Genomic DNA, 21,586 nt, shown 5'->3' with positions numbered 1-21,586 from the left:
GGGGAATACCAATGCAGACTTTCAGAACAATCATTTCCATTTCCGCGCTGGGGGGCCTTCTTGCGCTCCCGCTGGTTTCGACAGCGGATGCTGCGCCCAAAAAGGATTTCAAGGTCGCCTGGTCGATCTATGTCGGCTGGATGCCCTGGGGCTATGCCGCCGACCATGGCATCGTCAAGAAATGGGCCGATAAATACGGCATCAATATCGAGGTCACGCAGTTCAACGACTATGTGGAATCGATGAACCAGTATACGGCGGGCGCCTATGACGCCGTGACCCTGACCAACATGGACGGCCTGTCCATTCCCGCTGCCGGTGGCGTCGATACAACCGCCGTCATCGTCGGCGACTTCTCCAATGGAAACGATGCCGTCATCCTCAAGGACAAAAAAGACCTTGCCGAGATCAAGGGCCAGAACATCAATCTCGTGGAGTTCTCCGTGTCGCATTATCTGCTTGCACGGGCGCTCGAAACCATCGGCTCTTCAGAACGCGATGTGAAAGTCGTCAACACGTCCGACGCGGACATGGTCGCCGCTTATCAGACACCGGAGGTTTCCGCTGTCGTGACGTGGAATCCGCTGGTTTCGACCATTCTCCAGAATTCCTCGGCCAACAAGGTTTTCGACAGTTCCAAAGTCCCCGGCGAGATCATCGATCTGATGGTCGCCCATACCGATGTGCTGAAGGATAATCCCGATTTCGGCAAGGCGCTCGCGGGCATCTGGTACGATACGATGAAGGTGATGACCGCCGAGAGCGCGGAAGGCAAGGCGGCGCGCGAGGCGATGGGCAAGGCATCCGGCACGGATCTTGCCGGTTTCGAAGCCCAGATGGCGGCCACCAAGCTGTTCGACAAGCCGGCGGACGCGGTCGCCTTCACGGCTTCGCCGGATCTGCCGAAGACCATGGACCGGGTGCGGCACTTCCTGTTCGACAAGGGCCTGCTTGGCAACGGCGCGTCATCGGCGGATGCGATCGGCATCGCGTTTCCGGATGGGGCCGTCCGCGGCGACACGTCCAACGTCAAGTTCCGCTTCACGACGGACTACATGGCCGAAGCGGCCAAGGGAATGCTCTGAGGACCAGCCGTACCGCGCCCCGGCACGGTCTTCCACCCTGCCATCACCCCGGAGTTTCCCATGCGCTGGATCAATTCGCGTCCTTCGAACGGCGCCCGTCTTGGACTTGCCGTCCTGCCCTTTGCGGCCGTGCTGATCGCTTACACGGTCGGCTCGGCGGCCCGGCTTGCCGAAAACGCCAATGACAAGCTTCTGCCGGGCTTTGCCGGTCTGGCCGACGCCATCAACCGGCTGGCCGTCATCCCCGATGCCCGCACGGGTGATATTCTTCTATGGACGGATACGGCCGCAAGTCTCGTCCGCCTGTTTTCGGGGCTGGGGATAGCGACCGCTATGGCGTTGGCCATCGGCATGCTGATCGGCATGCTGCCTTACGCACGATCACTGCTTTCGCCCTTCGTCGGCGCCATTTCCATGGTGCCGCCGCTGGCGCTTTTGCCCATCCTTTTCATCCTGCTCGGCCTTGGCGAAATTTCCAAGATCGCACTCATCGTCATCGGTGTGGCGCCCGTGATGATCCGCGATCTGGCGCTCAGGGCCGTCGAACTGCCGCGCGAGCAGATCATCAAGGCCGAGACGCTCGGGGCAAACTCATGGCAGATCGCGTTGCGCGTGGTGCTGCCGCAGGTCCTGCCGCGGCTCATCACCTGTCTGCGTCTCCAGCTCGGACCGGCCTGGCTTTTCCTGATCGCCGCGGAAGCGATTTCGTCCGATGCGGGGCTCGGTTATCGCATCTTCCTCGTTCGCCGCTATCTCGCGATGGATGTGATTTTTCCCTATGTCATCTGGATCACGCTTATCGCCGTGCTGACCGACTGGCTGCTGGACCGGCTGCGCCTCGCCGTCTTTCCCTGGTCGGCAACGGAGAACAAGGCATGAGCACGCTCACCATCGACAATGTCTGGAAGGAATATGGCGACCAGATCGTGCTCGAGAATGTTTCGCTCGAGATCGAATCCCGCGCATTTGTCGCGCTTGTCGGTCCGTCCGGCTGCGGCAAGACCACCTTCCTGCGCATGATCCTCGGCCAGGAGCGGCCGAGCCGCGGCACGATCCTTCTCGACGGCAAACCGCTGCCCGACGAACCGGGACCGGACCGCGGCGTCGTGTTTCAGAAATATTCGGTGTTTCCGCACCTGACCGTGCTCGGTAACGTCCTGATCGGCAAGGAACTTGCAGCGTCGCCCGTCAGCGGCAGGCTGTTCGGCACCGCCCGCCGGACCGCGATCAACGAGGCCCGCACCATGATCGCCGATGTCGGCCTTTCAGGCTCGGAAGACAAATATCCTGCCCAGCTTTCCGGCGGCATGCAGCAGCGCCTGGCGCTTGCCCAGACGCTGCTGATGCGGCCGAAAATCCTGCTGCTCGACGAACCCTTCGGCGCACTTGATCCGGGCATTCGCGCCGAAATCCACCAGCTGATGAAACGGCTGTGGAACGAAGCGCAGATGACGGTGGTGATGGTGACGCACGACATGCGCGAGGCCTTCACGCTTGCCACCCGCGTCATCGCTTTCGAGCGCCCACGGGACCGCCCGGAGGAAAAACTGCGCTATGGCGCAACGGTCACCCGCGACATTTCGATCTGGCCGCCGCGCCGGGCCGGCGGCGTCGCCGCCTGAAACGATATGCATCAGGGCCAAGCCCTGATGTCGACTGCGCAGTTGCGGATGGAGGGGCGGCTCAGCACCCTTGCCGGAATTGCTTCCGACGGCCCGCCGGGACGACCCGGCAAACAAGGGCAGACACCGGGACGACCCGAACTCAACCGCCATGGAGCACCTTATGCACCAAAGACGTTCGCCCGAAGAAATCGCCGCCAACCGCGCCCGTTATGAAGATCACCAGAAAAAGGGGCTGGAATTCGCGCCCAAGGCGCTGCCCGGCTTCAGCCTCCTGCCCGAACCCATGCTCGACGAAACGAAAATCCTTCACCGCGAAATCATTCCCGGCGGCTGGTACTGGACGACCAGGCTGCGCAGGGAAGAGGTGCTGCGCATCAGCCTCAGCCACGGCTTCTCTTCGATTGCGCTCATCGCCTGGAATGCCGCCGACACCTCGGAACGCATCAATCTGCCCGACACGATCAAGGTGCAGTGGACGACGGGGCTTTCCAAAGGCCGCGTCATCTTTTCCGACATGGGGCGTGTGATGTTTTCGATTACCGAGGACAGTTCCGGCGCGCATGACTGCCTTGTTGGCGGCTCGAACGCGCAGAGCAACGCCCGTTATGAGGGCGCACATCTGCGCGACACCCGCGATAATTTCATCAAGCTGGCGATGAAGCTCGGCCTCGACCGCCGTGACATTCCCGCCGCGCTGACGCTTTTCGCGCCAGTGCGTGTTGATGCCGAAGGCCGGTTTTTCTGGAACCCGGCCCTCCTCAACGGCGGGGACTATGTTGAGCTACGTGCGGAAATGGACATGCTGGTCGGTTTTTCCAATTGCCCGCATCCGCTCGATCCCAACCCGGCCTATGCGCCGAACCCGGTGACGGTCACCCGCCTTGCGGCCGCTCCGGTTGCCGCCGACGACCTGTGCCGGACCGCCACTGCCGAGGCCGTGCGCGGCTTCGAGAACAACGCGCTTTCCAACCTTTGAGCCGGGAGAAACGAACATGACCGATTTCATTGAAACCGTTTTGTCGCGCACATGTGAAAATGCAGCGCAAAACCACTACGTCCCGGCTGAAAAACCCTTCTCCACCTTCATCCGCAAGGGCGCCACGGTTCGTATCGAAGACACTTACGGCCAGCAGGCCATCGATACGCTGTTTTACAACGCTCGAGACTTTTCGGAACGCTACTCCAGTCAGGATACGGTGCGGGCGCAGGGCGCGGCCTATATTTCGACCGGCACGAAAATCATGTCGAGCGAGGGTCGTGTGATGTTGACCGTGACCGCCGACAGCTGCGGCCGTCACGATACCTCCGCCGGCGCCTGCTCCTGCGAAAGCAACACGGTGCGTTTCGGCCACGGGACGAAATATCTTCATGCCTGCCGGGACAATTTCGTCGCCGAGGTCGCCAGATACGGCATGGGCAAACGCGATGTCGTTTCCAATATCAACCTTTTCATGAATGTGCCCATTTCGCCCAATGGCGGCATGACCATCGTGGACGGCATTTCCTCGCCCGGCGACTACGTCGAACTGGTGGCCGAGATGGATGTGCTGCTGGTCATTTCCAACTGCCCGCAGATCAACAATCCCTGCAATGGTTTCGATCCGACGCCGATCCGGGTGCTCGTTTGGAACGGGGAGGATTGAGCCAATGTTCAAGAAAGTCCTCATCGCCAATCGTGGCGAAATCGCCGTCCGCATCATCAGAACGCTGCGGGACATGGGTATTGCCTCCGTGGCGGTCTATTCCGATGCCGACCGCTTCGCCAGGGCGGCATTGACGGCCGACGAAGCGATACGCCTCGGGCCGGCGCCCTCCGCAGAAAGTTATCTCGATGTCGAAGCGGTGATTGCCGCCTGCAAAAAGACGGGCGCGGAAGCAGTCCATCCCGGTTATGGCTTTCTTTCCGAAAATATCGGCTTTGCCGAAAGGCTGGCGGCTGAAGGCATCGTCTTCATCGGCCCGACGCCGGAAAACATCGCCGATTTCGGCCTGAAGCATACCGCCCGGGAACTGGCGCAGAAAAGCGGTGTGCCGCTGCTTCCGGGCTCCGGGCTGCTTGGCTCGGTCAAAGAGGCGCTCGCCGCCGCGGAATCCGTCGGTTATCCGGTCATGCTGAAATCCACCGCCGGCGGCGGCGGCATCGGCATGCAGCTCTGCGCCGACGATGCCGCGCTGAAAGCGGCCTTCGAGAGCGTGCAGCGAACGGCGAAAGCGAGCTTTGGCGACGCCCGCGTCTATCTGGAGCGGTTCGTGGCGAAGGCCCGCCATGTCGAAGTGCAGATATTCGGCGACGGCAAGGGACGCGTGATCGCGCTTGGCGAACGCGACTGCTCGCTTCAGCGCCGCAACCAGAAGGTTATCGAGGAGACACCCGCCCCCGGGCTTTCCGATGAGGTTCGGGCGCGCCTGCACGCGGCGGCCGTCTCGCTTGGAAAACAGGTGAATTATCGCTCCGCCGGCACGGTCGAGTTCATTTACGATCCGGCCCGCGAGGAATTCTATTTCCTGGAGGTCAATACGAGGCTGCAGGTGGAGCACCCGGTAACCGAAGCCGTCTTCGGCATCGATCTGGTGGAATGGATGATCCGTCAGGCCGCCGGCGACGATGTCCTGACCGGCGCAGAGGAGCTGATACCGAAGGGGGCGGCCATCGAGGCTCGTGTCTATGCGGAAATGCCGCATGCCGATTTTCGCCCGAGCGCCGGTCTTCTGACCGAGGTGGTTTTTCCCGAAGACGCTCGGGTCGACGGCTGGATAGAGACCGGTACGGAGGTAACGCCTTTTTACGATCCCATGCTGGCCAAGATCATCGTCACGGGCGCGGGTCGCAACGCGGCGATCGCCAGTCTCGACGACGCCCTGTCGCACACCGCGATTTCAGGCATCGAAACCAATCTCGACTATCTCAGGGCGATTGCCGGCTCCAGCCTTTTCCGGACCGGCAATGTCGCGACCACGGCGCTGAAGGATTTTCTCTTCGTGCCGGATGTCGTCGAGGTCATTGCACCGGGAGCCCAATCGAGCCTTCAGGAACTGCCTGGCCGTCTCGGCTTGTGGCATGTCGGGGTGCCGCCGAGCGGACCGATGGACGAACGTTCCTTCCGTCATGCGAACCGGTTGGTCGGCAATCACAACCACACCGCGGCTCTGGAAATCACCGTTTCCGGTCCGGTGCTCAAGTTCTTTGCGGATGTGACGGTGGCGCTTGCCGGTGCGGAAATGCCGATGACGTGCGACGGCGAACCCGTTCCGCATAACACCCCGATCACGGTCGGGGCCGGGCAGACGCTTACCATCGGCCAGATCGGCGGTGCGGGGCAGCGGGCCTATCTGGCGGTGGCCGGCGGTTTCGATGCGCCGGTCGTGCTCGGCTCGCGCGCCACTTTCGGGCTTGGTCAGTTCGGCGGCAACGCCACCGGCACCTTGCGCGCCGGCCACGTTCTTCGCCTCGCCCGCGCCCCCCAGGCCGGTGCGAAAGCCGCTTCCGAACCTGCCGACCTGACCCGCGAATGGTCGGTGGGCGTGCTCTACGGCCCCCATGGCGCGCCGGATTTTTTCCTTGAGGACGATATCGAGACCCTGTTTGCGACCGAATATGAGGTGCATTTCAATTCCGCCCGCACGGGTATACGCCTCATCGGCCCTGCGCCGAAATGGGCGCGCCAGGACGGCGGGGAAGCCGGGCTTCACCCATCGAACCTGCATGACAATGCCTATGCCATCGGCGCCATCGATTTTACGGGCGACATGCCAATCATTCTCGGGCCGGATGGCCCGTCCCTCGGCGGCTTCGTTTGCCCCGCAGTGATTGCCGCGGATGAGCAATGGAAGATGGGACAGTTCAAACCGGGCGACAAAATCCGCTTTCATCCGGTTGCGCGGGCGGAAGATCCCATTGCCGGTCCCGTCGTCAAACGCATTGGCGACAATGCCGGCTCTCCCATTCTCGGCCATCGCGATGACGGCGAGGTTTCGGTCGTTTATCGCCGGCAGGGCGATGACAACCTGCTGGTCGAATATGGGCCGATGCAGCTCGATGTCAGCCTGCGCCTGCGCAGCCATCTTTTGATGCAGGCGGTGCGGGAAGCCGGCGTTCCCGGCCTGATCGACCTGACCCCCGGCATCCGCTCGCTGCAGATTCACTACGATGGATCGCATGTGACGCGTGGCCGGTTGCTCGGCCTTCTTTCCGAAATCGAAAGCGGCATGCCTTCCGTTCACTCGGTGAAGGTGCCGAGCCGCACCGTCTGGCTGCCGCTGTCGTGGGACGATCCGGATGCGGCGCTGGCGATGCGCAAATATCAGGAGCTGGTGCGCCCCAATGCGCCCTGGTGCCCCTCGAACATTGAATTCATCCGCCGCATCAACGGTCTGGATGACGAACAGGCGGTCAAAGACAAAATCTTCGACGCCTCCTATCTCGTCATGGGGCTTGGCGATGTCTATCTCGGCGCCCCGGTTGCCACGCCTCTCGACCCGCGCCATCGCCTCGTCACGACAAAATATAATCCGGCGCGCACCTGGACGCCGGAAAACGCCGTCGGCATCGGCGGCGCCTATATGTGCATCTACGGCATGGAGGGACCGGGCGGCTATCAGCTCTTCGGGCGCACCATCCAGATGTGGAATACGTGGCGGCAAACCCCGGTCTTCGGCAAGGACAAACCCTGGCTGCTCGATTTCTTCGATCGGGTCCGTTTCTTTCCCGTCAGCCACGGCGAATTGACCGAAGCCCGCGCCGCCTTTCCCCATGGGGGTTATCCCGTCCGTATCGAAGAGGGCGAGTTTTCCTATGCGGATTACGAGGCGGAGCTTCAGAAGAATGCCGCCGCAATCGGCGCATTCAAGGCAGGCCAGCAGGCCGCCTTCGAGGCGGAACGCCAACGCTGGAAGGATGAGGGGCTCGACAGTTTCGTTGTCGATGAAGGCGTCGGTCCCGGCCTTGGCGGCGATATTCCCGACGGCTGCTTCGGCATTGAAAGTGCCGTGCCGGGCAATGTCTGGAAGGTGCTGGTGGAAAAAGGGCAGAAGGTGGCGGCAGGAGAAACGCTCGCCATCATCGAATCCATGAAGATGGAAATCACCGTCAACGCGCACGCCGCGGGCAAGGTGCGCGATCTCCGCGCCGGGCCGGGCCGCAATGTCAGGGCCGGCGACGTGCTGGTCGTTCTGGAGGCCATGTAATGTTGCCGATCATTCTCGATATCGCCTCGCTTAAAGATGCCTATGCAAAGGGGCTGAGCCCACTCGATCTCGTCGAGGAGATAATTCTTCGCATCGAGGCGTCGGACGATCCGGCGATCTTCATAACGAAGACGCCGGACGAGGATCTGCGCGCCGCCGCCCGCGACCTGCTGGCCCGCGCGCCCGGAGCCAACAGCCTGCCGCTGTGGGGCGTGCCTTTTGCCGTCAAGGACAATATCGACGTGGCCGACCTGCCGACGACGGCCGCCTGCCCGGCCTTTGCCTACCGGCCGCAACAGGATGCGACCGTCATCGCCCGGCTGAAGGCTGCAGGTGCAATCGTCATCGGCAAGACCAATCTCGACCAGTTCGCCACCGGGCTGAATGGCACGCGCTCGCCGCACGGCGCGCCGCGCTCCGTCTTCGACAAGTCTTATGTGTCGGGAGGCTCGTCTTCCGGCTCCGCCGTGGCGGTGGCGTCTGGCCTTGCCAGTTTCGCGCTCGGCACGGATACGGCCGGTTCCGGCCGCGTGCCCGCCGCCTTCAACAATATTGTCGGCATCAAGCCTACGCCCGGACTGGTGCCGAATGTCGGCGTCGTACCCGCATGCCGCTCGGTGGACGTCGTGACCGTTTTTTCCGCGACGGTGGGCGACGGTGTGGCTGTGCGCCGGGTCATGGAGGGTTATGACCCCGGCGATCCCTTCTCGCGCAGGGCAAAGCCGGCCACCCTACCCGCTGCCGGGATGCGCATTGGTGTGCTTGAGCCCGGGGAACGGGAATTTTTCGGCAATGCCGCTTTCGAGGCGCTTTATGACGCGGCTATCGAAAAAGCGAAAATGCTCGGCGCAGACATCGTCCCCTTCGACTATGCGCCGTTCCGTCAGGCCGCCGAGCTGCTCTATAACGGCCCGTGGGTGGCCGAGCGTCTGGCGGCGTTGAAGTATTTTCTGGCGACCAATGCCGGCGATTTCGATCCCACCGTAAGGGCAATCATCGAGGGGGCAAGGCGATACGATGCCGTCGACGCCTTCGAGGGACTATACGGGCTTGAGGTGCTTCGCCAGAAGGCATCGGCGGAATGGGCGAAAGCCGACGCGCTGATGTTGCCGACATCCCCGACCACCTACACGGTGGAGGAGATGCGCGCAGATCCGATCGCGAAGAACGGCCATTTCGGGCGATATACCAATTTCGCCAATCTGTTCGGTTATGCGGCCATCGCTGTTCCCGCGGGTTTCGATGCCGCGGATCATTTGCCGGCGGGTGTCACCCTGTTCGGCCCGGCCTTTTCCGACGATGCGCTGGCGCCGTTTGCCGATATGCTGCACCGCGCATTGCAGCCGGGCATGGGCAGGGACCGTAAGGCTGCCCTCCCGGAAGCTTCGAAAGTGACGGATACCGATGACGGGCTGGTGCCGATTGTCGTTGTCGGCGCCCATCTCACCGGCATGCCGCTCAATCACGAACTCACAGGCCCCGGCGGTCGGCTGATGAAATCCTGCCGCACGGCCGGCGACTACCGGCTGTTCGTCTTGCCAAATACCGTTCCGCCGAAACCCGGCCTGCTGCGGGAGCCCGGCTTTGAAGGCGCGGGGCTGGAGGTGGAGGTCTGGAGGGTGACGCCCGAAGCCTTCGGACGTTTCGTGCAGAACATTCCCGCTCCCCTCGGCATCGGCAAGGTGACTCTGGACGACGGATTACAAATCTCCGGCTTCCTGTGCGAACCCTATGCGCTCAAGGGTGCTGTGGAAGTGACAGGCCTTGGCGGTTGGCGCGCCTATATCCGGTCGATCAAACAAGAAGAAAGGAAAAGCCATGCGTGACATTTTCTCAAGATATCTGGGCATCCTCCGGCGAGCAACGGTGATGCTTTTGACTGCGCGAGCCGGAATGTATTGGGGCCGAGGACGTCGAAACGGCTAAGTCCGGTTTCATCGCAATCGCCGTTCCGGGCATCGGAGACGCCACATCGAACAGGCGACACTATCTTCGCCTGTTCGACTTTGAACGCTCCTCGCCAACCGGGAAGCGGTCTTAGCGACCGGGCGCTTATTCGAGGCTCTTGATCGGGTCTTTCGGCGCCGGATCGAAACCCACGAGTTCCACGGTCAGTTTCGCATAGGTGCCGTCGGCCACGATGTCGGCGAGCGCCTTGTTCACCGCCTTCACCAGCTCGGGCTTGCCCTTCTTGATGGCGAAACCTTTCTGGACGTGGCTGACGAAATCCGGCGTCATTTCGAGGGGAAGGCCGGAGTTCTTGATCGCCCATGCACCGGCGATCGCATCGGTAATGGTCGCGTCGATATTGCCGTTGACGAGGTCCTGCATCGCGTCCGATTCAGCCTTGTATCCTTTGACGACTGCCCCCTTTTCCTCGGCGATTTTTGCGAAGGTGGAAGAGACGAGCGCACCGACGGTCTTGCCTTTGAGATCAGCGGCGCTTTTGATGGCCGAGCCCTTCTGGACGACGATGCGCCCGCCCGATTCCAGCCAGCCATTGGCAAAGGTAACGCGCTTCTGCCGCTCTTCGGTTATATCCATGGAAGCGCTGATGATATCGTACTGATCCGCCTGAAGACCGACCAGCAGGGAGTCCCATTTGATCAGAACCGGCGTGTAGGTGAGGTCGAGGCGCTTTGCCACCTCCTTCATCACGCGGATTTCCAGACCGTCGAGCGTTCCATCCGGAGCGCGCATGCTGAAGGGCGAAAAGGTTCCTTCCGTTGCGACCTGCAGCTTCCCGGGCTCCAGCAATTCAAGCTCTGCGGCAAATGCCGGAGCGTTGGTGATGGTCGCAGCGAGTGCGGCGACGGCAAATGCGATAGATTTGAATTTCATGACTCGTTCCCTTATTGATTTTTTGCATTTTCCTGTTCGTCGGGCGGCATTGGCGTCACCCGCAGTCGATCCTGCGGATCGCTCCGCCGGATATTTCAGGCATTGCTGAGAACCGTCGGGGCCTCAGCTTGAAAGGGCATAACGGCGTTCCAGCAAGGCTGCGAGCTGTGTCAGCACCGTCGTAAGCAGGAGATAGATGACGGCCACGGCGATGTAGAACTCGAAAGGCCTGAATGTTGCGGCAATCAGCGTCTGGGCATAAAGCGTCAGCTCCACGACGGTGATCGTCGACAGCAGCGATGTATTCTTCAACGTCGAAATGGCTTCATTCGTGACCGAAGGCAGGATGATGCGGAATACCTGCGGCAGGATAATGCTGCGCATGGTTTCCGCCGGGCTGAACCCCAGCGCCAGAGCCGATTCCGTCTGCCCGCGCGGGATGGCCGACAGGCCTCCCCGGATGATTTCCGCGACATAGGCGCCGCTATTGACGCCGAGCGCCAGCACGCCGGCGGTGAAGGGCGAGAGCTTCACGCCGAATTGCGGCAGGCCGAAATAGATGATGAAGACCTGGATCAGGGTTGGCGTGCCGCGAACGAACCAGACGTAGAAGGCGGAGGCGGCACGCACCGCGCGCCATGGCGAACGATGGCCGAGCGCCGCAAGCAGGCCGCAGCCCCAGCTGACGATAATGGTCAGGATCGTCAGCCAGAACACCGTCCAGGCAGCCAGCAGAAAGCCCGGACCGTAAAGCTGCACTTCGTCGATAAAATTCGCCATCGTCGTCACGCTCCCCCGGCGCCATCTGCTGCGCCGCTGGGGGCAAGCTGGTCATGCAAAATGCGGTGAAGAAATTGCCGCAGGCGATCGCTCTGCGGATTGCGAAGAATGTCGGGTGCGCCGGTTTCAGCGATGACACCCTTGTCGAAAAAGAGCACACGCGATGAAACGTCGCGCGCAAAGGCAATTTCATGGGTCACCAGCAGCATGGTCATGCCGTCCGCCGCCAGCGAAGCCATCAGCACCAGCACCTCATGGACAAGTTCGGGATCGAGCGCGGAGGTCACCTCATCGAAAAGCATCAGGCGCGGTTTCATGGCCAGCGCCCGGGCGATGGCGACGCGCTGCTGCTGGCCGCCGGACAGGCGTGCCGGATAGCTGTGGCGTTTCTCATAAAGGCCGATGCGGGAAAGCAGGGCCTCCGCCTCTTCGACGGCCTGGCTTTTGGGTCGTTTCAGCAGCCGGACCGGAGCATGGATGACATTTTCCAGAACCGTCATATGCGGCCAGAGATTGTAACTCTGAAACACCATGCCGACGCGGGCACGCAGGGCCTGCAGCTGCGAGGGCGTCGGGAAAAATCGCGATTCCGGCCGGAAATCGAAAGACAGGTTCTCGAATTCGAGATAGCCCGACTGGGGCATTTCGAGACCGTTTATCGAACGCAGGAAGGTGCTCTTGCCCGAACCGCTCGCGCCGATGATGGATACCACCTCACCCGGTTCGACACTGAGCGAGACGCCTTTCAGAACCTCGTTTTCCCCGAAGCTCTTGCGGATATCCCGCAGGTTCAAAACCGGTCCGGTCATGGGGTCGTCTCCTTGTATTCATCGACGATCTGCACCGCGACATCCTTTGGCGTGCGGTCCACACCGTTGATCTCGGTAATGTCCTGCGGACAGGCGGACAGCACGAGCAGCAGATCCATCTCGGCCCTCAGCGCCACATGATCCCCCGCCGCGGACGACGGCGGGCGACGGTCGAGACTGCCATCGGCGTTCACCGCCACATTCATGAAAAGGTTGAGAGATGCCGGCGTCTGGGCGACGGCAAGACCCTTCTCCGCCAGCGCCTCATGGAAATTTCCGGAACAGCTGCGATGAAAACCCTCGCATCCCAGTTGCCGGTAAAGATCCGCATTGCATGGGCAGAGCAGCGTATCGTGCCGCAGGGCGGCACTGTCGCTCACCAGCGTCATCATGGCTCTTCTGCGGTTGCTGAAGACACCCATGCCGCGCTCGATGAAGATATTGCTGTTTACCGAGCGCGTATGGTCCATCGAGCTGATCTCGGATGGATCGCCTGCCGCAACAGCCCACGCATCCACGACCTGGTTTCCGTGGGAATTCGTAACGATGGCGACCTCGCCGGCCAGCATGCGATAGGCTGCGCCATGACCTGCCAATAAATTCTGCACATTTTCAGTCATCGGACACCGTTGGAAGGAATGCTGAAACCGGTGAGACGGCGGCAAGCAGGCGATAGACCCGGATCGATACCGCTCGGTCGAAATAATTTATATTCAGTATACCAACGGAATTCAATAAAGATTTTCAACTATTTATAGCAAATTTATTAGGCTAGGCGGCCATAAAACGAGCAGTAAAATGCACAAAATTGCATCATTTATGCCTCCCGCATCATTCGCTTGCACTGCCATCAATCGCGGGATACATTTGGTGTACCTAAAAATTCGACCCGGCGGTCTTCCGGTCGTAATCCGCAAATGCGGGCTTCTCCGGGAGGATCGGGCATTGATGGAAATGCTGTCCGAGTTTGCCGCAGGTCCCGGTGGATCGGCGCGCGAAGACTGCCCGGCCAAACAGCAGATTGAATGGAGTGGAACGCGTGATCCGGTATTTTACGATTGAGGAATATGAAAGCCGCTGGCAGCGGGTTTTGCGGGAAATGCAGCGCCGTGGCTATGAAACAGCGGTGGTTTTCGGCCGGGGCGGCGGCACCACGGACAATTGCGGCGACATACTCTATCTTTCCAACCACTACGCCATCAGCGGCGGCATGGATTCCCTGATATGGACCGCCCGGTCCTTTTCCGGGATCATTCTACAGCAGGGCCGCGAGCCGCAGCTTCATATCGATGAGCCGGAAGTGCGCACCGATCTCGTCTCTATCCGCGATACGCATTGTTCCAGCCATCCTTTCCGAAGCGTGGCGAAAGCCCTGGTCGAAAGGGGTATCAAAGGGCGTGTCGCAATCGTCGGCACGCAGTTCATCCCCGTCAAATATTACCAGCAATTGCTTCAGGACGCTCCAGACATTGAGTGGGTAGCCGAGGACGATCTGATCCGCTCCGTCCGGCGTATCAAAAGCCTGAAGGAACTGGAGTGCTATCGCGTCGCCGGCGAAGGCGCGACGGCCGGCCTGAACAGGTTGATGGAAGGCCTGACCGGCGGCCTTTCCGAGCAGGAAGCGGCGGGAGAGGCGGCCCGTGAGGTGGTGCGGCGCGGCGGCCGGCTGCAGATGATCGGCTGCAACCATGGCGAAACGCTGGGTTTCGACCAGCGTTTTCCACTGACCGGCTATAGCGCGGACACACCAAAGCCCGGCGACATCGTCACGGGCACCATCCATGCGGCATTTTTTCAGGGCTATTATCTCGACCCCGGCCGCACCGGCATATGTGGCAAACCGACAGCGGACCAGCGACGGCTGATCGAAGCTGCGGCCAATATCGTTCATCGTCTTTCCGACATGATGCGGCCGGGCGCGAAGCTCATCGATATTGCCGCCGAAGGCGACCGTCTGACGCAGGCCTTCGGCGGCTCGGTATCCGCCATCATGAAGAACTTCCCGTTTTATGGCCACAGCATCGGTCTCGGCTTCGAACAGCCGAGAATTTCAACCAGCATGTCGCAGCCTGAAGATATTGCCGAGGAAAACATGGTGTTCGGTATCGAATCCTTCCTTTCGCTCGACGGTGTCGGCGCGGCTTTTTATGAAGATATCATCATCGTCGGGCGCGACGGCAACGAGCTTCTGACCCGTTCGCCCAGCCACTGGTGGTAATTTTCCGGCAAGGCGACGGTCGGCATGCGGCTACAGAGTTCATCGGGGGCGGCCATCAGCCGCCGCCCTTGTCTTTTATTTTAGTGGGCGAAAACGCCGTCGAAATCCTTAAAGCCCTTCACCTCGATCGGATTGCCGCTCGGATCGAAGAAGAACATGGTGCGCTGTTCCCCCGGCTCACCTTCAAAGCGGACGACCGGCGGAATATCGAAGGCCACGCCGGCATCTTCCAGACGCTTGGAAAGTGCGAACCAGTCATCGAGAGGCAGGACCACACCGAGATGCGGCATCATCACCATATGATTCCCGACCTTGCCGGTTCTGGTAACTTCGAACGGTTTGCCCAGATGCATCGATATCTGGTGGCCGAAAAAGTCGAAATCCACCCAGGTATCGGTGGAACGGCCTTCCTCGCACCCGAGAACGCCACCATAGAAGCGACGCGTTTCGTCGAGGTCGGTGACGTGATAGGCAAGGTGAAAAAGTGAACGCATTTCGGACTCCTTTCAATTTTTAAAGGGGAATGGCCGCTATCGGGCCATCAGCGGATGGTCAGGTCACGCGGCAGGCTGGAGAGAGGTTCCGCCCCCGTCTCTGTCACGATGACCGTTTCGGATGCGCCAACCGTCCACACGCCATAGCTGCGCAGGGTGGCTGGCAGGTGGAACACCATGCCGGGTTCGATTATCCTGTCGACGCCGGTAAACAGGCTCAACAGCGCGCCTTCGCCCCAGTCCGGCGCGAAAGCGGTTCCCATGGAATAACCGATGCGTTTGCGGAAGGCGGCATTGTAACCTGCCGCGTCGATCACACGTTGCGCGGCCTCATGGGGTTCGGCACATGAAACACCGGGCCGAATGGCGGCCAGCGCCGCATCGAGGGCTTTCAACGCGCAATCCATCATCCGCCGGGCTTCGGCGGGCGGAGAACCGATCCACACGGTACGCATCAGCGCGGCGTGATAGCGCGCATGGCAGGCGGCGAGTTCCAGAAAAATCGCATCGCCATTCTCAAGCTTGCGGCGTCTCCAGGTCATGTGGGGCAAACCGCTGCGCGGCCCGGAAGATACGAGCGGTTCCATGGCCATGACTTCCGAGCCCGCCCTTGTGGCGGCGTCCAGCATGGCGGCGGCTATCGCGTTTTCGTCGGTTCCGGCGGCGCAGGCGGCAATACCGGCCGAAAGCCCCGCCTCGGTGTAACCCGCCGCCAGCCGAATGGCCTCCAGCTCGGCTGCGGACTTTATCGTCCGCAGCGGCGAAAGAATGGAGGAACCGTCCGGTATCGACGCAACACCCATCTGCTCCGCGATTTTTGCGGCAAGTACCGGAGAAACAAACCAGCCGTCCAGTTCTATGGCCGGCCGCTCGATATGCCGCTTTTTCAAGAGATCGACCAGGGCGACCGCCGGGTTTCCGCCATCCTGATAGGCGACGACGTCGTCCAGCCAGGTATTGGCGATGGATCCTGCCAGTTCAAGCTGCCGGACGAGAAGCGTCGGCTGTCCATTCACCGGCATGATCAGCGCCTGGAAAGCAAAGTATCCGGCCGTCTGCCGCCCGGTCAGCCAGTAAATGTTTTCAGGACCGGTGACGACGAGCGCTTCATGACCCGCATTGCGGATGGCGGCGCGCGCACGATCTTGCCTCGCGGCGAACTCCTCCCTGGGGAAAGAGGCATCACACCCCTGCAAATCGGCGAATTCCTGCATGAAACTGTCCATATCGTCGTGCTCGGCTTTTGCATGAGAAGCCGGCAAAAGCGTCTCAAGACCGGAATGAAGAAAGAAAAAGCGCTGGCGGGTGCCGGTTTCAGGGGCGACTCAGCCACCCCAGAAAACGGCTTTTCACGCTTTCGAAATGCGCCTCCATGGCGGCGGAAGCCTTCTGCGGATCCTGCGCCTCGATGGCGTCGATAACCGCAATATGTTCGCGTGCCTGCTCGGCAAAACGGTCATGCGTGCGGGTGATGGTGCAGCGTCGGGCGATACTGCGCATTTCGGTCAGCATGGCAGGCAAAAGCTCAAGCCCGGCGGCAGCGGCCACGGCCTCATGAAACTGGTCGTCGTCCAGCCAGAACTGATCGAAGGCCACGTTCCTGCCATCCGCATAAGCCTGCATGATTTGCCGCGAATGTTCGAGCGCCTCGGGAAAGGGACGCTCAGCGGCGCGTGCCGCCGCAGCGCTCTCCAGCAAGCGCCGTATCTGCACGATTTCCAGCAGCTGCTCCACCGTGACGGGCCGAACCATCAATGCGCCATTGGCGAGCCGCGAAATCACGCCCTCTTTTTCAAGCCGGGAGATTGCCGCCCTCAGCGGCGTGCGGGAAATGCCGGATTCGAGCGCCAGGGCTCTTTCCGTCAGAACGTCACCGGCTTTGAACTTGCCCTCCAGAATGCGTTGTTTGACATCCGTATAGGCCTGCTGGGTCAAAGTTTCCTTTTCGCTCATGCTCTCTCCCCTTTACCGAGCCGACCAGGTCTGTTGCAGAATATCAACGGCATGCGCCAGATCGGCCGGATCCATGGCCTCATCCGGGTTATGGCTGCCGTTCCAGTTCCGCAGAAAGACCATCACCGATTCCCATCCCGCCTGGGCAAATGCCGCCGCATCATGCCCGCCGCCCGATAACATCTGCCGGGGCGAGATGCCGGTCCGTTCGGCCGCAACGACTATCTGCCGGCCAAGCGCGGAGGACAGACGGGTGGGCTTGCTGCGGGACTGAACGCCGGTGACGACGCGCACACCCCTTCGTTTTTCGATCTTCTCAATTTCCTGTCGGAAAATGCCATCCACCCGGTCCAGCACCGCGTCGTCGGCGCTGCGGATATCGATGCAGAAATCCACCCGGCCCGGAACCTTGGCGAAAGCGTGCTCACTGCTCGCCGCATCCACACGGCCGAAGGTAACGGCAAGATCGTGCCCTTCCGCCAGAACTCCTTCCCAGGCCCTGTCCATGGCGACGATGAGATCCGCAAGGGCGAAAACGGCATCCGAGCGGGCATCACGCGGCGCGCCGCCCGAATGGGCCCAGACCCCTTCAATCCGCGCTTCACGGTAACGCAGGCCGCCGCGCACGCCATCGACGACGCCGAAAGCCTCACCGGCATTGTCGAGCACCGGCCCCTGCTCGATATGCAATTCGACGAAACGCGCCGGCGGCAGTCCCGGCCCGCGCAGGACGGCGTCCGGGTCGCCCCCGAGTTCCTTCATGTGCTCGGCGAGTGTTCTGCCGCTGTCGGCGCGGCGCGCCTGCATTTCCGGCACCGTGAGCCGGCCAAGCGCCGCACGTGACCCGATATAGGAGACTGGAAACCAGACGCTCTCCTCCGCTCTCGTCACCGTCACGACAATATCTGCCGGCGGGGCCTGCCCGCTTTTCACGAATGCGGTGACGAGAGCCATGGCGCCCACCACACCCGCCGTGCCATCATAGGCACCGCCCATCGGCACGGTATCGAGATGCGAGCCGATATAAAGCGGCGTGGCCTGCCGGTCTCTGCCGGGCAGCCGGGCAAAAAGGTTCAGCGCTGCATCTTGCGTAACAGTGAGGCCAAGGGCTTCACATTCTTCGGCAATCACCCGATGCGCTTCGCTTTCCAGCGCACTGTAGGAAGGCCGGGTAAAACCGGGGCCTTCCGCTGAAATGGCATTGATGCGGTCCAGCAGACGGTTGACCGTCTCTGCGATCACGGTTTGCGTCATGCCATCATCTCCTGCGGCGCATTGAGCGCGGTGACCGGGCGTTCGCCCGCAAGCGCCGTCAAAACATGCCTTGCAGAGCCGAGAGCCACGCGGCGAAGCGCTTCCAGCGTCGTGCCGCCAAGATGCGGTGTGAAAATCACCCGGCCGCCGGCGGCCAGAGGTCCGGTCGGCGCACCAGGCGAATAAACATCCAGCCCGGCTGCGGCTATGCGGCCGGTTTCGATGGCGCGGGCAAGGGCCGCCTCATCCACCAGTCCCGCCCGTGCCGTGTTGATAAGTATCGCGCCCGGTTTCACCGCTGAAATGGCCTGCTCTCCGAACAGGCCGCGTGTTTCCGCACGGAGCGGCGTATGAAGGGAAATCAGATCGGCCTGCCTCAGCCCGTCTTCAAGACTGTCAGCCCGTTCGAAGCCATCGAGATCGGCCACCCGCGGCGAATAGACCAGCACCCGCATATCCAGAGCGGCCTTCAGCATCCGGCCGAGCCCGGCGCCAATCGCCCCCCAGCCGACGATAAGCGCCGTCTTGCCGGACAATTCGGAAAAACTCTCCGTCTCGCGAAAACCATGGACCCCGGCCCTTTCGCTGCGGTCGGCAGCGGGAATACGTCTTGCGGCGGCCAGTGCCAGACCGAGCGCCAGCTCGGAAACCGAGCGGGCATTGGCGCCGGGGGTGTTGCAGACCAGAACGCCCTTCGCCGTCGCCGCTTCCTTGTCGACAGCATCATGGCCCGTGCCGTGAACGGCGATGACCCGCAGCCTGTCGCCGGCCTCGATGGCCGATGCGGACAGGCCAGCATCGCGCGTGATGACGGCATCGCAACCCTTGATCATTGCGGCCACGGTCGCCATGTCCGGTTTCGGACACAAAACCGGTTCAACCCCCGCCTCACGCAGAAGGGCGAGGCCGTCGGCATGAATAGGCTGGACAATAAGGCATTTCATGCGTCCCTGTTCCTTTCGGGAAATTGTTCCAGTTTCTCAAGAATGGCGTCGCGGGCGTGAACGATATGGCGGGCCATGAGCGAGCCTGCCCGTTCACCGTCGCCGGCGCGCAGGGCGGCAATCATCTCCAGATGTTCGTCGCAGCTTTTCAGAAAACGATCCGGCACCTGGGCATGGTCGAACATGCAGGTACGGCGCCGCAAATCCTCGATCGTGCTCACCATCATCTCACTGCCCGTGGAAAGGGCGAGCGTCCGGTGGAAAGCATCGTCCACGCGGCGCTGCTCGTCGTCCTCGCCGGGGCCATGCTGTTGCAAATGCCGTATCCGGGCTTCCAGCTCGCCAAGCTCCGGCCGGGCCATCGCCGCCTGTCTGGCGCAATGGGTCTCCAGAACCTGACGAAGGAAGAAAATCTCTTCGACCTCTTCCGCCTTCAGCCGGCGAATCTTGAGGAACCGTCCTTCCTGCGTGGCGAGACCCTCGGCCTCGATCCGCTTGATCGCCTCACGCACGGGCGTCCGGGACATGTCCAGCAGATCACCCAGTTTCGCTTCCTGCAAAGCGTCACCCGGCGTCAGCGCACCGGACAGGATCATTTCGATGATCTTCCCATAAGCCTGCTTGGCGAGCGGCTGATTCATGATGGCATACCTCCTGAAACATCATCCGTTTCCGGCTTTTCTACCAGATTTGCCAGGCGTTCGCGCAAGGCCGTGCGCTCCGCAATCAGAAGCTCTTCGGCTTTTTCCCGTGAAATGGCCGCGAAAGAGACATGTCGGCCGCTCGGAACCTGCGCAAGCCGGGGCAGATCGACGGTGGCGACCGTTGCGATTTTCGGATAGCCGCCCGTCGTCTGGCGTTCCGCCATCAGCACGATGGGCCGTCCCGACGCCGGGACCTGTATCGATCCCGCGCAGGTTCCGTCGGAGACGATATCGTGCCCGCCTTCGGCATGAACGGCGTGTCCGTCCAGCATCTGCGCCATGCGATCCCGGGCCGGAGAAACGATGAAGGAGGCTTTCAGGAAAGCCCGCTGGGTTTCGGCAGAGAAATAGTCGTCCTGTGGGCCGGGAACAATTCGGACGGGACCGCCGGACCGACGCCAGAGTTGCCGGAGCGCCAGATTGACGCCGGGATTATCCCGGCCGAGCGGCAGGCGGTCACCCGCCTGCAAACGACGCCCTTCGTAACCGCCGAGACCCGTTCGCACATGGGTGGCACGCGAACCGAGCACCGGCACGGTATCCACGCCGCCGGAGACGGCGAGATAGCCCCAGACGCAGTCGCGCAGGGCGCCGATCGAAAGCACGTCATCGGGCAAAAGAGTATAGCTCTCCCAGGGCGACAGCTTTCGTTTGCCGAGGCGGATATCGACGGCGCCTCCGGTCACGGCGATGCGTGCCGGCCGCAAAACGGAGAAGCTGCCCCCGGTGCCGCCAAATTCTATTGCCGCGCTGCTCTCGACATTGCCGACCAGCGCGTTCGCAATTCGGAAAGAAGGCATATCCATCGGGCCTGAACCGGAAACACCGGCATGGCTCAATCCCCTGCGGCCGAGATCCTGAACGGTGGCCATCGGCCCTATCTGCTGGACGACGAGGAAACTCATGAAAGCTGCGCCTCCGTGACGGGCTGGCCGGCGGCGACCGCCCGGTCAAGCTCTGCGGCCTCGTCTTCGCTCACCGGCCGAAAACGGACCCGGTCTCCGGCCTGCAACAGAAACGGCTCTGGACGATGCGGGTCGAAAAGCCGAAGCGGCGTGCGGCCGATGAAGCGCCACCCGCTTGGCCCCGGCACGGAATTGATGCTTGCCTGCTTGCCGCCAATTCCAATCGCACTTGCCTCGATCCGCTGACGCGGCGTGGCAAGACGCGGCGTATGCAATTGTTCTGGCAGGCCGCCGAGATAGGCAAAACCCGGCGCGAAACCGATCATATAGACACGATATTCGGCGGATGCGTGCAGCTCGATCAGGGCGGCAGGCGTCATTTTCTTCATGTCCGCCAGTTCCTGCAGGTCGAGCCCGACCGATCCGCCATAAACCACAGGCACATCGAAGCGTCTGGCCGGAACGCTGTTCACCGTCAGCGTCATCAGACGCCGATGCAACTCCCGGTCAAGCGCATGGCCGCGAATGACGGATGGGTCATAGATGACCATGAGGGACCGGTAGGTCGGCACCAGTTCCTCGATGCCCTCCACGGGCGTTGCAGCGAGATTTGCCGCAAGCGCGATGATGCGCTCGCTCACCGTTTCATCGATGGTATCGGCGAGTTCAACGGACAGGGCGCTGTCACCACAAGCAAGAATGCGCGGAAATTTGCCGCCCATCGATTACACTCCCTCACGTCCACGCATACGAATTCGATTCTCCCGCCAATCCTTCCTTGCTATTTCAG

Annotated in this window: 20 protein-coding genes; 8 read left to right on the top strand and 12 right to left on the bottom strand. The window is 61.6% G+C overall.

Going from position 1 to position 21,586, the window contains the following annotated elements; translation table 11 throughout:
- Nucleotides 1–11: 11 nt before the first annotated feature.
- The 7 genes from L901_RS23705 to atzF all read left to right on the top strand — a co-directional run bounded on the left by L901_RS23705 (nt 12) and on the right by atzF (nt 9,720).
- The gene (locus tag L901_RS23705; RefSeq protein ID WP_059760649.1) at nt 12–1,085 is read left to right on the top strand and encodes a putative urea ABC transporter substrate-binding protein; all 1,074 of its coding nucleotides are present in this window, start codon (nt 12–14) and stop codon (nt 1,083–1,085) included.
- Nucleotides 1,086–1,145: 60 nt separating this feature from the next.
- A complete protein-coding gene (locus tag L901_RS23700; RefSeq protein ID WP_035263172.1) occupies nt 1,146–1,964 on the top strand; it encodes an ABC transporter permease in 819 nt (272 codons plus the stop codon).
- Complete coding sequence (locus tag L901_RS23695) at nt 1,961–2,707, top strand: ABC transporter ATP-binding protein (protein WP_059760647.1); 747 nt, start codon at nt 1,961–1,963, stop codon at nt 2,705–2,707. Before L901_RS23700 ends, L901_RS23695 begins: the two co-directional genes overlap by 4 nt.
- 163 nt (nt 2,708–2,870) lie before the next feature.
- Nucleotides 2,871–3,686, top strand: coding sequence for an urea amidolyase associated protein UAAP1 (locus tag L901_RS23690; protein ID WP_082710803.1), 816 nt, complete (start codon nt 2,871–2,873; stop codon nt 3,684–3,686).
- Nucleotides 3,687–3,702: 16 nt separating this feature from the next.
- Nucleotides 3,703–4,353, top strand: a complete 651-nt coding sequence (locus tag L901_RS23685) for an urea amidolyase associated protein UAAP2 (RefSeq protein ID WP_059760643.1) — start codon at nt 3,703–3,705, stop codon at nt 4,351–4,353.
- Between the two features lie 4 nt (nt 4,354–4,357).
- The gene (gene uca, locus L901_RS23680) at nt 4,358–7,894 is read left to right on the top strand and encodes an urea carboxylase (protein WP_059760641.1); all 3,537 of its coding nucleotides are present in this window, start codon (nt 4,358–4,360) and stop codon (nt 7,892–7,894) included.
- Nucleotides 7,894–9,720 (top strand): allophanate hydrolase, encoded by a 1,827-nt coding sequence (gene atzF / locus L901_RS23675; RefSeq protein WP_059760639.1) that lies wholly within the window; start codon nt 7,894–7,896, stop codon nt 9,718–9,720. Before uca ends, atzF begins: the two co-directional genes overlap by 1 nt.
- A gap of 226 nt (nt 9,721–9,946) precedes the next feature.
- On the opposite strand, the gene L901_RS23670 is transcribed toward atzF, so the two are convergent.
- The 4 genes from L901_RS23670 to L901_RS23655 all read right to left on the bottom strand — a co-directional run bounded on the left by L901_RS23670 (nt 9,947) and on the right by L901_RS23655 (nt 12,944).
- Complete coding sequence (locus L901_RS23670; protein ID WP_059760636.1) at nt 9,947–10,735, bottom strand: transporter substrate-binding domain-containing protein; 789 nt, start codon at nt 10,733–10,735, stop codon at nt 9,947–9,949.
- A gap of 123 nt (nt 10,736–10,858) precedes the next feature.
- On the bottom strand, nt 10,859–11,515 hold the full coding sequence (locus tag L901_RS23665) for an amino acid ABC transporter permease (RefSeq protein WP_004432660.1): 657 nt from the start codon (nt 11,513–11,515) through the stop codon (nt 10,859–10,861).
- 5 nt (nt 11,516–11,520) lie between these two features.
- Complete coding sequence (locus tag L901_RS23660) at nt 11,521–12,324, bottom strand: amino acid ABC transporter ATP-binding protein (protein WP_059760635.1); 804 nt, start codon at nt 12,322–12,324, stop codon at nt 11,521–11,523.
- Nucleotides 12,321–12,944: a DUF1989 domain-containing protein gene (locus L901_RS23655; protein ID WP_059760633.1), complete on the bottom strand. Its 624-nt coding sequence runs from the start codon at nt 12,942–12,944 to the stop codon at nt 12,321–12,323. Before L901_RS23655 ends, L901_RS23660 begins: the two co-directional genes overlap by 4 nt.
- 419 nt (nt 12,945–13,363) lie before the next feature.
- On the opposite strand from L901_RS23655, the gene L901_RS23650 reads away from it, so the two are divergent.
- Nucleotides 13,364–14,542 carry a Xaa-Pro peptidase family protein gene (locus tag L901_RS23650; protein WP_059760846.1) on the top strand — a complete coding sequence of 393 codons (1,179 nt, stop codon included), beginning with the start codon at nt 13,364–13,366 and terminating at the stop codon, nt 14,540–14,542.
- Nucleotides 14,543–14,622: 80 nt separating this feature from the next.
- On the opposite strand, the gene L901_RS23645 is transcribed toward L901_RS23650, so the two are convergent.
- From L901_RS23645 to pxpB, 8 genes are all read right to left on the bottom strand, one after another.
- Nucleotides 14,623–15,036 carry a VOC family protein gene (locus L901_RS23645; protein ID WP_004432652.1) on the bottom strand — a complete coding sequence of 138 codons (414 nt, stop codon included), beginning with the start codon at nt 15,034–15,036 and terminating at the stop codon, nt 14,623–14,625.
- Nucleotides 15,037–15,083: 47 nt separating this feature from the next.
- Complete coding sequence (locus L901_RS23640; RefSeq protein ID WP_120356989.1) at nt 15,084–16,250, bottom strand: Xaa-Pro peptidase family protein; 1,167 nt, start codon at nt 16,248–16,250, stop codon at nt 15,084–15,086.
- Between the two features lie 100 nt (nt 16,251–16,350).
- Complete coding sequence (locus L901_RS23635; RefSeq protein ID WP_059760629.1) at nt 16,351–16,989, bottom strand: GntR family transcriptional regulator; 639 nt, start codon at nt 16,987–16,989, stop codon at nt 16,351–16,353.
- Nucleotides 16,990–17,001: 12 nt separating this feature from the next.
- Nucleotides 17,002–18,243, bottom strand: a complete 1,242-nt coding sequence (locus tag L901_RS23630) for a Zn-dependent hydrolase (RefSeq protein ID WP_059760627.1) — start codon at nt 18,241–18,243, stop codon at nt 17,002–17,004.
- On the bottom strand, nt 18,240–19,187 hold the full coding sequence (locus L901_RS23625; protein ID WP_059760625.1) for a hydroxyacid dehydrogenase: 948 nt from the start codon (nt 19,185–19,187) through the stop codon (nt 18,240–18,242). The genes L901_RS23630 and L901_RS23625 overlap by 4 nt, the downstream gene beginning before the upstream one ends.
- Nucleotides 19,184–19,828 carry a GntR family transcriptional regulator gene (locus L901_RS23620; protein ID WP_004432638.1) on the bottom strand — a complete coding sequence of 215 codons (645 nt, stop codon included), beginning with the start codon at nt 19,826–19,828 and terminating at the stop codon, nt 19,184–19,186. The genes L901_RS23625 and L901_RS23620 overlap by 4 nt, the downstream gene beginning before the upstream one ends.
- Nucleotides 19,825–20,796, bottom strand: coding sequence for a biotin-dependent carboxyltransferase family protein (locus L901_RS23615; RefSeq protein WP_059760623.1), 972 nt, complete (start codon nt 20,794–20,796; stop codon nt 19,825–19,827). Before L901_RS23615 ends, L901_RS23620 begins: the two co-directional genes overlap by 4 nt.
- Complete coding sequence (gene pxpB, locus L901_RS23610) at nt 20,793–21,518, bottom strand: 5-oxoprolinase subunit PxpB (protein ID WP_059760620.1); 726 nt, start codon at nt 21,516–21,518, stop codon at nt 20,793–20,795. Before pxpB ends, L901_RS23615 begins: the two co-directional genes overlap by 4 nt.
- Nucleotides 21,519–21,586 lie beyond the last annotated feature (68 nt).

The sequence above is a fragment of the Agrobacterium sp. D14 genome (assembly GCF_001526505.1).
GTDB classification, from domain to species: Bacteria; Pseudomonadota; Alphaproteobacteria; order Rhizobiales; family Rhizobiaceae; genus Agrobacterium; species Agrobacterium leguminum.
Note: the sequence above shows the minus strand (reverse complement) of the source record. Positions and strands in the feature narration are given on the sequence as shown.

Bases quoted from the DNA above. Each gene is read 5' to 3' on its own strand.
- L901_RS23660 (WP_059760635.1), bottom strand. From the start codon at position 12,324: ATGACCGGACCGGTTTTGAACCTGCGGGATATCCGCAAGAGCTTCGGG.
- L901_RS23700 (WP_035263172.1), top strand. From the start codon at position 1,146: ATGCGCTGGATCAATTCGCGTCCTTCGAACGGCGCCCGTCTTGGACTT.
- L901_RS23665 (WP_004432660.1), bottom strand. From the start codon at position 11,515: ATGGCGAATTTTATCGACGAAGTGCAGCTTTACGGTCCGGGCTTTCTG.
- L901_RS23625 (WP_059760625.1), bottom strand. From the start codon at position 19,187: ATGAAATGCCTTATTGTCCAGCCTATTCATGCCGACGGCCTCGCCCTT.
- L901_RS23620 (WP_004432638.1), bottom strand. From the start codon at position 19,828: ATGAATCAGCCGCTCGCCAAGCAGGCTTATGGGAAGATCATCGAAATG.
- L901_RS23630 (WP_059760627.1), bottom strand. From the start codon at position 18,243: ATGACGCAAACCGTGATCGCAGAGACGGTCAACCGTCTGCTGGACCGC.
- L901_RS23695 (WP_059760647.1), top strand. From the start codon at position 1,961: ATGAGCACGCTCACCATCGACAATGTCTGGAAGGAATATGGCGACCAG.
- L901_RS23705 (WP_059760649.1), top strand. From the start codon at position 12: ATGCAGACTTTCAGAACAATCATTTCCATTTCCGCGCTGGGGGGCCTT.
- L901_RS23640 (WP_120356989.1), bottom strand. From the start codon at position 16,250: ATGCAGGAATTCGCCGATTTGCAGGGGTGTGATGCCTCTTTCCCCAGG.
- uca (WP_059760641.1), top strand. From the start codon at position 4,358: ATGTTCAAGAAAGTCCTCATCGCCAATCGTGGCGAAATCGCCGTCCGC.
- L901_RS23685 (WP_059760643.1), top strand. From the start codon at position 3,703: ATGACCGATTTCATTGAAACCGTTTTGTCGCGCACATGTGAAAATGCA.
- L901_RS23635 (WP_059760629.1), bottom strand. From the start codon at position 16,989: ATGAGCGAAAAGGAAACTTTGACCCAGCAGGCCTATACGGATGTCAAA.
- L901_RS23670 (WP_059760636.1), bottom strand. From the start codon at position 10,735: ATGAAATTCAAATCTATCGCATTTGCCGTCGCCGCACTCGCTGCGACC.
- L901_RS23645 (WP_004432652.1), bottom strand. From the start codon at position 15,036: ATGCGTTCACTTTTTCACCTTGCCTATCACGTCACCGACCTCGACGAA.
- L901_RS23655 (WP_059760633.1), bottom strand. From the start codon at position 12,944: ATGACTGAAAATGTGCAGAATTTATTGGCAGGTCATGGCGCAGCCTAT.
- L901_RS23615 (WP_059760623.1), bottom strand. From the start codon at position 20,796: ATGAGTTTCCTCGTCGTCCAGCAGATAGGGCCGATGGCCACCGTTCAG.
- atzF (WP_059760639.1), top strand. From the start codon at position 7,894: ATGTTGCCGATCATTCTCGATATCGCCTCGCTTAAAGATGCCTATGCA.
- L901_RS23690 (WP_082710803.1), top strand. From the start codon at position 2,871: ATGCACCAAAGACGTTCGCCCGAAGAAATCGCCGCCAACCGCGCCCGT.
- pxpB (WP_059760620.1), bottom strand. From the start codon at position 21,518: ATGGGCGGCAAATTTCCGCGCATTCTTGCTTGTGGTGACAGCGCCCTG.